This is a genomic window from Myxococcales bacterium (assembly GCA_016706225.1).
Lineage (GTDB): Bacteria > Myxococcota_A > Polyangia > Polyangiales > Polyangiaceae > JADJKB01.
Genome location: JADJKB010000022.1, coordinates 437,686 through 450,345, shown reverse-complemented (window position 1 = coordinate 450,345; position 12,660 = coordinate 437,686). Strand labels below are relative to the sequence as shown.

7 protein-coding genes are annotated in these 12,660 nt (G+C 67.5%); 2 read left to right on the top strand and 5 right to left on the bottom strand.

Going from position 1 to position 12,660, the window contains the following annotated elements; genetic code table 11:
- Window position 1 precedes the first annotated feature (1 nt).
- From IPI67_33045 to IPI67_33025, 5 genes are all read right to left on the bottom strand, one after another.
- A complete protein-coding gene (locus IPI67_33045) occupies window positions 2–1,195 on the bottom strand; it encodes a VWA domain-containing protein (GenBank protein ID MBK7585005.1) in 1,194 nt (397 codons plus the stop codon).
- Between the two features lie 160 nt (window positions 1,196–1,355).
- On the bottom strand, window positions 1,356–2,519 hold the full coding sequence (locus IPI67_33040) for a pyridoxal phosphate-dependent aminotransferase (protein MBK7585004.1): 1,164 nt from the start codon (window positions 2,517–2,519) through the stop codon (window positions 1,356–1,358).
- A 53-nt stretch (window positions 2,520–2,572) separates the two neighbouring features.
- Window positions 2,573–2,833: a hypothetical protein gene (locus IPI67_33035; GenBank protein ID MBK7585003.1), complete on the bottom strand. Its 261-nt coding sequence runs from the start codon at window positions 2,831–2,833 to the stop codon at window positions 2,573–2,575.
- Window positions 2,830–3,315, bottom strand: coding sequence for an SsrA-binding protein SmpB (gene smpB, locus IPI67_33030; GenBank protein MBK7585002.1), 486 nt, complete (start codon window positions 3,313–3,315; stop codon window positions 2,830–2,832). Before smpB ends, IPI67_33035 begins: the two co-directional genes overlap by 4 nt.
- A gap of 256 nt (window positions 3,316–3,571) precedes the next feature.
- Complete coding sequence (locus IPI67_33025) at window positions 3,572–4,570, bottom strand: hypothetical protein (GenBank protein MBK7585001.1); 999 nt, start codon at window positions 4,568–4,570, stop codon at window positions 3,572–3,574.
- Between the two features lie 222 nt (window positions 4,571–4,792).
- On the opposite strand from IPI67_33025, the gene IPI67_33020 reads away from it, so the two are divergent.
- Both IPI67_33020 and uvrA read left to right on the top strand, forming a co-directional pair.
- Window positions 4,793–6,655, top strand: a complete 1,863-nt coding sequence (locus IPI67_33020) for an IgGFc-binding protein (protein ID MBK7585000.1) — start codon at window positions 4,793–4,795, stop codon at window positions 6,653–6,655.
- Between the two features lie 127 nt (window positions 6,656–6,782).
- A complete protein-coding gene (uvrA, locus tag IPI67_33015) occupies window positions 6,783–12,128 on the top strand; it encodes an excinuclease ABC subunit UvrA (GenBank protein ID MBK7584999.1) in 5,346 nt (1,781 codons plus the stop codon).
- The last annotated feature ends 532 nt before the right edge of the window (window positions 12,129–12,660 follow it).

Genomic DNA, 12,660 nt, shown 5'->3' with positions numbered 1-12,660 from the left:
CTCAGGCCGGCGGCTTGAAGACACTCTCGCAGCCGAACTTCACTTCGATCTTGGCGGCGGTATCCGACTGCACCGCGCTGCAGGTCTGGGGGCAGAGGAAGATCTTCTTGGGGCTGGTGTTGTTGTCGAAATACCAACCGCCCTGGTTTGCGCCCGAGGAGCAGCCCGCCAGGTCGTTGACTCGGAAGATGGAGTTGGCCGGTGGCTGCCCGCCCGGCAGATAGTCCACGTTGACCTTGTTCGGATCGAGCGTCTGACCTGGGTCGGGGTCGGGCACCGCATACTCACACGCCACCTTGGAGTTGACGACGACCGCGGCGGTGATCGCGTTGAACACCGGGGTCCAGTCGCCGAGGCAGATTTCGCCCTGCGCGCCGCCGGTCTGTTTGATCAGCGCGTCGTAGACGGCGCCGAACGCGGCGCCCGTGCCGAACACACCGACGCAGCCGACGAACGGGATGGCACCGAAGGCATAGACCGAGTGGAAGATCCACTTCGAGAACATGCCGGTCGGTTGCAGCCCGGCGAGTGCGGTCGTGAACGCGCCCGCGGAGTTCATCGGTTTGTCCGTGGCGTTGTCGTCGGTGACGACGACGAAGTGTTTGGTGGCCTCCGGCCGCAAGAAGTCGGAGTACTTCGAGTACTGGTTGATGATCTGGTTGAGGGCGTCGTTGCTGTCGACCTTCTGGTCGACGAGACGGAAGCGAGGCCCGTTCCCGCAACTGCCGCCGGACAGTGGCGTCGGGACGCAGATCGCGTTGCCGCCGGTCGTCGCCGCAATCATGATCACGTGGTAGTCGATGTTGGTGTTGCCGATGGCCTTCGCAAAATCGTTGATCTTGCCCTGAACGTAGGCTGTCTCCTGGTTCATGCTGCCGGACTGATCGACCGCCCAGATGATGTCCGCGGGCAGCACGGTGGGATCGGCGGCCTTGGCTCCAGTGGTTGCGCAGGCGTCGCCAGTGAAACCGCCAGCGCCGCCGTCACCTCCGAGCCCGGAGTCGATGTTGAGTCCGCCGCCAGTGCCGGAGGTTCCTCCACCCGCGGTCGTACCGCCGCCGCTGCTGCTGCCCGCCGCACCCGATTGGCCACCGCCCCCGCCGGGATTCGAGTCGCCCCCGTCACTGCTCGCGCTGCAGGCAGCCGCAACGCCAGCAGCCACCACCCCACACGCCAGGCCCTTCAGGTTCGCCATTTGCTCGTCTCCCCGCGGTCCGGCCGCGCGGCCGAACTGTCGGGCACATCGACCACTGCCGTCAAGGGTGCGGGCTGCCGGCAGGAATTGCACGCGATATCCGCGTGCCCAGGCGGAGCGCCTTGCCTCGCCCCGCGACGACCCACGTTCCCGGCGGCGGTCAGGCCACGACGGAGCGCAGGCGCTCGAGCGCGTCGTCGAGCTCCGCCGGCGGCACTGCGGTGAAACACAGGCGCGCCCAGGTCTCGTAATCGCGTCCCGACGCGCCGCCCGGAGTCAGCATGACCCCGGCTTCCAGACAACGACGCAGGAAGCCGTGGATGTCTTCGCCTTGCCGGAAGTGCGGCGCGGCGTCGAAGAACACGAACGTGCCTCCCTCGGGCTCCGGCAGTCCGAGCGCGCTCGCTGCTCGTCGGCCAGCCGTGGCATAGCAAAGTCGAGTCTGCTCGACCCAGGCGTCACCCTCGGTGAGGGCACACGCGCCGGCGAACTGCAGAGGGCGCGGAGCACAATAGGTCAAGAACGTCTGCACACCACGCAGCGCCGGCATGATGCTCGGGGGTCCGTGCGTGTAACCGACCCGCGCGCCAGCGAGCGCGTGGCTCTTCGACAGCGTGTGGCAGGCGATGCTGCGCTCCCGGAGATCTCCGCGCGCCCAGATGGCAGGCGGGCGCTCCGCTCCATACCAGAGCTCTTCGTAGGCTTCGTCCGAGAACAACCAGAGTCCGTGGCGGTTCACCACGCGTGCGATTGCAGCTGCCGCGTTGGATGAGAGCACTCGCCCCGTGGGGTTGTTTGGCGTGTTGACGTAGATCGCGACGGTGCGTGGAGTCACGAGCGCCTCGATGGCAGCCTCGGCATCGAAATCGGAGTCATCCAGGTGCGTGTAGAACGGCAGCTCGACGGCCTTGGCTGAGCGCGACTCGATGATGCCGCGAATGAGTGGCCAGTACGGCGAGAGCAGGATGACCTCGTCACCGGGGTCGAGCGTGGTGTTCGCGACCACCGTGAAACCGCCGGTAGCACCCGACATGACCTGGACGTTCTGCCGCTCCAGCGCGACGCCGTGCACGCGCTTCACGCGTTCGAGGATGGCGTCGAGCAGCGCAGGCTCGCCTTGCACGGCTGCGTAGTTGTGCAGGCGGGGGTGGTCGGCGGCTCGCTGCGCCTCGGCCCGCGCAGCCGGCAGCGGTTCGAGATAGGTGTCGCCGACGTTCAAGAAGTGCACGGGAGGGGGGCGACGCTTGGCCTCGTCGAGCAGCGCGCCGTAGACGCGGTCGGACAGGGACCGCGTGGCGGCGGAGCCTTCGGGAAATCGCGGCATGCAGCCAGCGTTACCTCAAGTGGCCGGGCTCCGGGCGCGAGATTTCCCGCGGGCTAGCCGGTACCGGCGGCCAAGATGCGCTCGCGCTGGCCGCGGGACAGGTTCTGGAACTGCCCGTCGATGCGGAAAGGCCGCTCGGGCTCGGTGTCGGTGCGGCGACAGCTGCGGACCTTGACCCGATAGGTGGTGGCGTCGAAGCAGCCTTCGAGGGGAGTGCCCGGCGGGGCCGAGCGGCTCGAGAGTAGCGTCACCACGTCTCCGTCAGTCTCTACCACTCGCCCGCTGCCGCCCGCTGTCCACTCGAGCACGATCACCGTCGGCCTCGGCGCATCGCGACGGCGGCCTCCCGCGTTGCATCCTTTTCGCGGAGGCTCTGTCGCTTGTCGTGTTTCTTCTTGCCGCGCGCCAGCGCGACCTCGATTTTGGCGTGGTTGTTCTTGAAGTAACACTTGGTGACGATCAGCGTCATGCCATCACGCTCGCTCGCGCTCCGCAGCCGTTCGATTTGTTCGCGGTGCAAGAGCAGCTTGCGGCTGCGCTTCTCTTCGTGACCGAAGGCCGCGTGCGCCAAGATGGGCACCCTCATGCCCTTGACCCAGGCGTCGCGCTGCTGCACGTCCACCCAGGCATCGACCAGGTCACAACCCTGCATGCGCAGGGAGCGGACCTCGCTGCCGATCAGCACGATGCCCGCCTCCATGGTGTCGGCGATCTCGTAGTCGAAGGACGCGCGGCGGTTCTTGCTGACCAAGCGGTCGCCGCCGAGATCCTTTTTGTCCGAGCCGCCCTTGGCCATGGGCAGGGGAAGTTGGCTGCTCGGACCCCAAAGCGCAAGTGGGGATCATCCTAGAACACCGATCAGCTTGCGCTGCTCGTGTTCTAGGACACTTACGTTGGGGCTGCGCCCCAAACCCCCGGCCTTCGGCCGTGCGCGCTCCGCGCGCGAGCGCCGAACACATTGCAAGTCGCTGAAAACAAACGACGTTCAACCTGTTCGGCGCTCGAGACCCGCCTTCGGGCGTGTGCGCGGCGCTGACGGGTGGCTCTCCCGCCTACGAACAATCCGTGCAGCAGTCGCCGTAGAAGAAACACTGCGCGTCGCAGTAACACTGGCCGCCGCCGCTACCGCCCGCGCCGCCCGCGCCGCTACCGCCTGCGCCGCTGCCACCCGCGCCGCTGCCACCACTGCCGCCGCAGTCGGTGCAGCAGTCGCCGAAGTAACCGCACTGCGCGTCGCAGTAACATTGGCCGCCGCCCGCGCTGCCGCCGCTGCCCGCGCTGCCTGCGCTGCCCGCGCTGCCGCCGCTGTTGCCGCCCGCGCCGCCGCTGCCGGCACCCGCGCTGCCCGCGCTGCCCGCGCCGCCGCCGCTGCCGCTGCTCCCGCCGCTCCCTCCGGCGCAGCTCGAGCAGCAGTCCCCGTAGGACGAACACTGCGCGTCGCAGTAACACTGCGCGCTGTCCGTCTTGCCGGCCGGACCCGAACCGAGCTTCGTCGCGCGGATGGCATGATAACCGCCGGCCTGAAGCGAATCGGTCGTGCGTGCACGGAACTGCATGTCGTCCGCGGTGCTCGCCTGTTCGAGCACACAGGCTTCGGTCCTCGCCGCGTCGTTCCAGCCGACGAACATCATGATGTGGCCGGAGCCGCCGCTGCGGTAGACCATCGCGTCGGCGGGCGTGAGCTCGTCAAAGGAGCCGAGGCTCGACCAATTGCCGGTGTCCTCGACGAAGTTGGCGGTGGTGTACGAGTTGCCGAGCTCCCAGCACATGGACACGAAGCCGGAGCAGTCCGTTCGATACCCGTCGTACTGTTTGCTCTGGCTGTACGGGATCTGCGCGTCGTACCAGGCAAAACCACGCTCGATCGCCGTTCGGCGCCCGCCCTGCACACTCGCGAGGATGTCGCTGCGCGCCAGGGTGCAACCAACCTTGAGCTCTTGGCCCGAGTTGTCGCCCACGTCGCCGATGACGGGGGGAGCCTCGGACTCGACCGCGCAGGCGGTCGCGACGACGGACAGGGCACAAACCAGAGCAGCCTTGGAGATGCGCATGAGCTTCCTTCAGCAATCCGCGTGCCCGCGCGCCTCAAGGAAAATGCCCGAGAAAAACCTGATATTTGTGGCCGGCATCCGGACGCTCGCGTGGATTTTCCGGACGCGGGTGCGCCCAACCCTCGTAGCCGCCATCCGTGGCACCATCAGGCGGTGACCGATGGGAGGAGGGAGCCAGGCGCCGGACCTTCCGCGCGAGGTCGCCGGAGCCGCGGTGCACTCTTGTCGGGCGCGCTCATCGCCTGGGTAGCCGCCGTCGGTTCGGGATCGTGTACGAGCACCGACGTCGTGGCGCGCGGCAGCGAGAGCGGTGACGCCGGTGGAAACCCCGGGGGTGGCGGCACCGGCGGGTCAATCGTGATCGATGGCGGCGGTGGAGTCGGGCCCGGCTGCAAACCTTGCTCGGATGATTTCACTCGCGTGCTGAACTGCGACGGGAGTGTGAAGGAGGTCTGCTCTGGCTCGTTGTTGTGCGGCGCCGGTACCTGCATGGCGCCCTGTGACGCGGCCACCGTCAATCGCTCCACGGTGGGCTGCGACTACTACGCCGTCACTCTTGCTGCCTACGGTTCGGGCTTCGGTGGGTGTTTCGTGGTGTTCATCGCCAACACGTTCAAGGAGCCGGTCCACGTGCAGACCACCTGGGGCACGACGCCGATTCCGATGGCCGTGCACGCAAAGATCCCCAAGGGCTCGGGCCTTGGCATCAGCTACGCCCCCTACGATCCGGCTGTGGGCATTCCGCCCGGCGAGGTTGCGATCCTGTTCCTGGCCAACGACCCCGTACCGCACGGCAACTGGCTGCCGGCCGCGAAGTGTCCGGTGCCCGCCGCCATTGGCCTGGACGCACACGTGCACTTTGGCCTGAACATCAGCTCCGGACGCGGCAAGGCATTTCACGTCACGACCGATCGCCCCGTCGTCGCCTACCAGATGCTGCCGTATCAAGCCGCGTACGCCGCGGGCACCGGCGCGACGCTGCTCTTGCCCACGAGCGCGTGGGACACGAACTACATCGCGGTCGAGGCCCTGGGCGCCGCCGATTTCCAGGGCACTCCCATCCCACCGACGATGGCGATCGTGGCCACCACCAACGGTACGACGGTCAAGATGCTGCCGAAGTTCGCGATCAAGGACGGCATCGACGTGCCCGGTGTCGCCGCCAACACCGTCGCCAGCTACAAACTCGACGCGGGCGACACCATCGAGCTGATCCAGAGCGAGGACTTCACGGGCAGCCCCATCGAGGCTGACAAACCCATCGGACTCTTTGCCGGTCACATGGGTCTCCGCATCCCCAACTTCGTCGACTGGAGCGATCACGCGGAGCAACAGATCCCGCCGGTTCGCGCTCTCGGCAGCGAGTATGCAGTGGTCAGCTACCGCGATCGCGTGCCGGGCTACGCCGAGAACCGCAAACATCGGCTGGTCGGCGCGGTGGACGGCACCCAACTTTCGTTCGACCCACCGATCGCCAACGCGCCCACCGTGCTCAGCCTCGGCAGCGCCGTCGAGCTGGAGTCGGATCAACCCTTCGTGGTCAAGAGTCAGGACGCCGAGCACCCCTTCATGGTCTTCACCTACATGAGTGGCTCGGGTCACATCGCCAATCAAGGCGGGCCTGCCGGTTACGGTGATCCAGAGTTTCTGCGCGTCGTTCCCGGGCTGCAGTACCTGTCGCGCTACGTCTTCTTCACGGATCCGACCTATCCCGAGACGAATCTGGTCGTGGTGCGCCGCAAGGGAAAGACCGGGTTCGCGGCGGTCGAGCTCGACTGCGCGGGGGTGCTGAGCGGCTGGCAGGCGCTCGGCGCGGGGCAGACCTACGAGTACACACGCGTCGATCTCTCTCGCCACAACTTCGAAGCCCAAGGCAAGTGCAACAACGGGCGCCACGAGATGACCTCCAACGAGAGCTTCGGGCTGTCGGTCTGGGGTTGGGGCTCCCCCGAGACACGACCGGGCAAGAGCGACGCGTGCAACACCAGCGAGCCGGACAACTCTTGCGACGTCAGCTACGCCTATCCCGCTGGTGAGAACATCGTGCCGATCAACAGCGTGTACGTGCCACCGATCCCGAAGTGAGGCCGACCTGCCAGGTCTTTTCTGTCCGTACTTCGGCGCCGGACTCCGACCATTCGAGCAAGGGTCTCCAGTTCGAGCGTGAGCGGCTGGCGCTCCGCGGAGCATCGCTCTAGAGATCCGCCCCGCCATGCTCCCCACCGAGCTCCGGGGTGCCCGCACCCACAACCTGGCCGGTCTCGATCTGCGGCTCGAGCCCGGGCAGGTGATCGTCGTCAGCGGTGTGTCCGGGGCCGGCAAGAGCAGCCTGGCGATGGACACGCTGTACGCCGAAGGGCAGCGGCGTTTCGTCGAGAGCTTCAGCCCTTACGCGCGCCAGTTTCTCGAGCGCCTGGAGCGCCCGCCCATCACTTCACTCGATCCGGTGCCTGCGGGCATCGCCGTGGACCGGCGCGCGCCGGTCAAGAGCTCCCGCTCCACGGTCGCGACCATGGCCGACATCGAGCCCTATCTGGCCGCGCTGTTCGTGCGCGAGGCGGTGCCCATCTGTCCGGAGCATCGGGTCCCGGCGCGTTCCCTCCGTGCGGAGGTCGTGGCGCGAGAGGTGCTGAGCGAGCTCGCCGGTCAGCGGGCCTTGGTCAGTTATCCGCTGCGCGCACACGGTGGCGTCGAGGGTTACCTGGAGCTGCGGGAACAGCTTGCGAAAGATGGCTACCGGCGGCTGAGCATCGCGGGCGAAATAGAGGACATCGATCGAGTGAAACCCTCCACGGTGCTGGCAGCGGGCGGGCTGCTGGATGTCATCGTCGATCGAGTGCAGCTCTCACCGCGGGACGAAAAACGCGTCGCCAGCGCCGTCGAAGAGGCGTGGCGGCGCGGGGCCGGCGTTGCTCGGTTGCAGGTGGGTCAGGCGATCCGTGTGCTCCGGCGCGGGCTCGCCTGTCCCGAGTGCGCGCGGGCCCTGGAGCCGCCTCGCGCCGGGCTCTTCTCGTATGAATCGCCGGTCGGTGCTTGCCCCGAGTGTCGCGGTTTTGGTCGGACCATCGGCATCGATCTCGAGAAGGTGATCCCAGATCCGCGGCGCACTCTCAAACAGCGTGCGGTGCGCCCCTGGGCGGGCAAGTCCACCACCTGGGAGCGCTCGGAGCTGGGCAAGCTGTGCCGCCGTCACGGCATCCCGATGGATGTCCCGTGGAGTGAGCTGAAAAAATCACAGCAGGCGCTGATCATCTCGGGAGACGGCAGCTGGAACGACGGCTTCTTCCCCGGCGTGCTCGGCTGGTTCCGTTGGCTCGAGACCCGCACCTACAAGATGCACGTCCGCGTGCTCCTGGCGAGATACCGCGCGTACGACGTGTGCACGCGCTGTCAGGGGCGTCGTCTGAGCGACGCCGCGCTCGCGTACCATGTCGCTGGTCGTGACATCGCCGAGCTCCACTCGCTCGAGATCGGTGAGGCGTGCCGGGTGCTGGGGCAGGTCGAGACCCGAACCGGGCAGGGCGAGCTCGCCCGACGCGAGCTGGTGAGCCGGCTCGGATACCTCGAGCGGGTGGGCCTCGGGTATCTGACGCTCGACCGCCAGGCGCGCACCCTCTCCGGCGGCGAGGCCCAGCGTGTCACGTTGACCGCGGCGCTCGGCACGTCGCTGCACAACGCGCTGTTCGTGCTCGACGAACCCACGGTGGGGCTGCACCCGAGCGACGTCGGGAGCTTGACCGCGATATTTCGCGAGCTCGCTCAGCGCCACAACACGGTGCTGGTCGTGGAGCACGATCCCTCGGTCATCCTCGCCGCCGATCGTGTGATCGAGCTGGGTCCGGGCGCGGGAGCCGCCGGAGGTCAGATCGTCTTCGACGGCACGCCGGCGGAAGCGTTGGCGCTTGGTGGCGCTACCGCCCGCGCCATTGCCTTGCCGACCGAAAAGTCCCGGCGCGTCCGCAAACCCACGGGATTTCTACGCGTGCGGGGTGCCCGCGCGAACAACCTTCGGGGCATCGACGTCGAGCTCCCGCTGGGAGTGCTCGGTGCGGTGACGGGGGTCAGCGGTTCGGGCAAGAGCACGTTGGCCGTGGACGTGGTGTATCGGGCGCTGGCGCGGCGTCTGGGTGCCCTCGACGTCGAAGCGCCCGGTGACCACGACGGTATCGACGGCGCTGAGGTCATCAAGCGCATCGCGCTCGTCGATCAGGCCCCGCTCGGGCGCACGTCGCGAGGCAACGCGGCGACGTACACCAAGGCGTGGGACAGCGTGCGCGCCCTGTTTGCGGCCCAGCCCGACGCCCACGCGCGGCGGCTCACCGCGGCTCATTTTTCGTTCAACGTGCAGGGTGGACGCTGCGACACCTGCGCCGGTGAAGGTTTCGAGACGGTCGAGATGCAGTTCCTCGCCGACGTGCGCCTGGTCTGCCCGGTGTGTCGAGGTAGGCGTTTCAAGGACGAAGTGCTGCGGGTGCGGCACCGCGAACGCACCATCTCCGAGGTGCTCGAGCTCACGGTGGACGAGGCGCTCGATCACTTCACCGAGGTCGCGATCAAACGTGCGCTCGGCCCGGTCAAGAAGCTGGGGCTCGGTTATCTGCGTCTGGGTCAACCGCTCTCGACGCTGTCCGGCGGTGAGGCGCAGCGTCTCAAGCTCGCGCGGTCCCTTGCGGATGAGCATGCCGGAGCACTCTTGATCTTGGACGAGCCGAGCGCAGGCCTGCACGCCGACGAGGTGCGCGCGGTGCTCTCCGCCCTCGACGTGATCGTCGACGCCGGCGGCAGCGTGCTGTGTGTGGAGCACGACCTCGATCTGATCGAGCGAGCCGACTACGTGGTCGATCTCGGGCCAGGCGCCGGAAAAAATGGCGGTTTGGTCGTGGGAACCGGCACGCCGAACGAGCTGCGCTCCCACGACACCCCAACTGGGCATGCCATGGCAGCGCACGGCCGCGCTCCGGCCCGGGTCGCGGGCGCACCCGCAGTCGAGGCCGAGCGTGCGCTCGTCGTCGAGTGCGCTCGCGAGCACAACCTGCGCGAGGTCTCGGTGAAGATCCCGCACGGCGAACTCACCGTGGTCACCGGCCCGAGCGGCTCGGGCAAGAGCACACTCGCCTTCGACGTGATCTTTGCGGAAGGGCAGCGACGTTTCCTCGAGACGCTGACGCCCTACGCTCGGCAGTTCTTGCCGACCATGCCCCGCCCCGACGTCGATCGGGTGAGCGGTGTGCCGCCCTCCATCGCGCTCGAACAGCGTACGCAGCGGGCTGGCGGGCTCTCGACCGTGGCGACGGTGACCGAGGTCGCCCATTACCTGCGGCTGCTCTACGCAAAGCTGGGCACGCCGCACTGCCCAGACCATGACGAGCCGATCGCGCTGGCAAGGCCCGATGCGGTCTTCGGGCTGGCGTGCCGGGAGAAGTCGGGCTTCGAGCTCCTGGCGCCGGTAGTCCGAGCGCGAAAGGGTCTCTACCTCGACGTGTTCACCGCAGCAGCGCGGGCGGGCATCGAGCACGCATATTGTGATGGGGAGCGGGTCTCGACGGACGAACCCCCGCGGTTGACGAAGACTCGCGAGCACACCATCGACCTGGTGATGGCCCGGGTTCCGCGCCCGCGAGACCTGTCGCGCGAGCAGTTCGATCGCGCCCTCGCCTGGGGTAACGGCGCGGTGAAGCTGCGCTGGGGCGCTGCAAGGGAGAAGTTGCTGTCGACCCAGAGTGCCTGTCCTCGCTGTGGTTTCTCCGTGCCGGAGCTCGACCCGCGCTGGTTCTCTTTCAACACCGCGCAGGGGCGCTGCGCCAGCTGCGAGGGTGCGGGTTTCGTCGAGGAAAAGACCAGCAAACGCAGACGGAAGAAACCCCTGCCGCCGCCCACGTTCGTGCCGTGTCCAGAGTGTCACGGAGCGCGGCTGTCGCCGCTCCCGCGTGCCGTGCGCGTCGAAGGCGCAAGATACCACGAGGTGGTGGGCTTGCCGGTCGTGCGGTCCCTCGCGCTCGTGAAGGGTTGGCGCTTCAGCGGTGACGCCCGCAAGGTTGCTGGACCCGTCGTCACCGAGCTGGTGCGGCGGCTCGAGTTCTTGATGGAGGTCGGGCTCGACTACCTGTCGCTCGATCGCCGCGCGTCGACGCTCTCTGGAGGCGAGATGCAGCGGCTGCGACTGGCGGCGCAGCTGGGAACTGGGCTCACGGGAGCGCTCTACGTGCTCGACGAGCCTACGATTGGTCTTCACCCTCGCGACACCCTGCGGCTGCTGGGCAACCTGAAGAAGCTGGTGAGCATCGGGTCCACGGTGCTGGTGGTCGAGCACGACGCCGATACGATTCGCGCAGCGGACTACCTGGTAGATCTCGGTCCCGGCGGCGGCGCGCGGGGTGGGCGGATCATGGCCGCCGGCGTTCCGTCCGAGGTGCTCTGCAACGAACAATCACCAACCGCGCGAGTGTTCGCGGCGCCGATGGAGATACGTCCCGCCATCGGCATCGGCTCGGAGGTGCCACGTCTGAAGCTCTCCGGCGCGCGGGAGCACAACCTAAAGGACGTGGAGCTGTCGTTGCCTCACGCTCGGCTCACGGTGGTCTGTGGGGTGAGCGGCTCGGGCAAGAGTACGCTGGTACAGAAGGTGCTCTTGCCCGCGTTGCGCGCGAAGCTCGAGCTGGCGACCGAAACGGTCGGCGCCCACCGCTCACTCTCGGGCGTGGGTGCTATCGCGCGCGCGGTGGCGGTCGATCAGGCACCCATCGGGCGCACGCCGCGCTCCGTGCCGGCGACCTTTCTCGGCATCTGGGACGAGATCCGCCGCATCTTCGCCGGCACGCCAGACGCGCAAGTTGCGGGATTTTCCGCGTCGCGTTTCTCCTTCAACACGCCGAACGGCGGACGCTGCCCCACCTGCGCCGGTCAGGGTGTCATCACCCACGAGATGAGCTTCTTGCCCGATGTCGTGGCGCCCTGCCCGGACTGCGGCGGCAAGCGCTTCGAGCCACTGACCCTGGACGTGAAGTACTCGCGCATGAGCATCGGTGACGTGCTCGACCTCACGGCGGAAGAAGCCGCGCTCTTCTTCGTGAATCACCCGAACATCGCCGGACCGCTGCGCACCCTCGTCGATCTGGGCGCGGGATACATTCACCTCGGCCAGGGTTCGCACACGCTGTCGGGCGGCGAAGCGCAGCGCTTGAAGCTCTCCGCGGAGCTCACCGCTACCGTCCGACACTTGCCAACGCTGTACGTGCTCGATGAACCGACGACGGGTCTGCACCTGGCGGATGTGTCGAAACTGGTTCGGGTGCTCAGCCGTCTGGTGGAACGTGGCGACACACTGGTCGTCATCGAGCACCACCCAGTCGTCATCGCCGGCGCTGATTGGGTCGTCGAGCTCGGGCCCGATGGTGGCGACCGCGGGGGCAAGATCGTCGCTGAGGGGCCACCCGCCAAGATTGCGCGCAGGAAGACGGCCACCGGCGCGGTGCTTCGAGACCTGTTTGACCAGGAGCGGCCCAGCGGGGCGCGATCCCGGCGCGACTCGTTGATCACTCGGTCGATGAACCCGCTATGATCGGGACCATGGTGCGCCGGGGTTCAGTGGGCTTGGTTCTTGGGTTGTCGCTCGCGTCTCCAGTCCTTGCGCAGTCGGGAAAAGACGCGAAGAAGGCGGGCGCGACGGACAGCGACGCTACGGCGGCGAAGCCCGCCGCAAAAAAGCCCGACGACGACGTGGTGATCGACAACCGCGACATGGCCTCGAAGCGTCTGGAAGAAGAGAAGCAGAAGGAGAAAGAGAACCCGGATTTCGAGAGTGATACGCCGTTCGCCAACACCGTGCCCGATCCCGTCGCGCTACGGGAGCAGCGCTGGAAGCCGGGCTTCGGAGGCGGCTTCCGTCTGGGCTTCGCCTTTCCGATGGGCGACTACTCCGGATCCGCGAAGTTGTCGGATGTCGTCGACGGGCTGATCTTTCTCGGCGGTGAGGCGGGTTACTGGCCGCTCCCCGAGCTGTTTCTGGGCTTGGCTCTGAGTGGCGGCTACGTGCTGCCGGACTGCGGCGGCAACGCCAGTTGTTCTGGCTGGGAGCTCGCGGGGCCCGGAGG

Coding starts and splice junctions, on each gene's coding strand:
- IPI67_33045 (MBK7585005.1), bottom strand. CDS start 1,195: ATGGCGAACCTGAAGGGCCTGGCGTGTGGGGTGGTGGCTGCTGGCGTT.
- IPI67_33040 (MBK7585004.1), bottom strand. CDS start 2,519: ATGCCGCGATTTCCCGAAGGCTCCGCCGCCACGCGGTCCCTGTCCGAC.
- smpB (MBK7585002.1), bottom strand. CDS start 3,315: ATGGCCAAGGGCGGCTCGGACAAAAAGGATCTCGGCGGCGACCGCTTG.
- IPI67_33025 (MBK7585001.1), bottom strand. CDS start 4,570: ATGCGCATCTCCAAGGCTGCTCTGGTTTGTGCCCTGTCCGTCGTCGCG.
- uvrA (MBK7584999.1), top strand. CDS start 6,783: ATGCTCCCCACCGAGCTCCGGGGTGCCCGCACCCACAACCTGGCCGGT.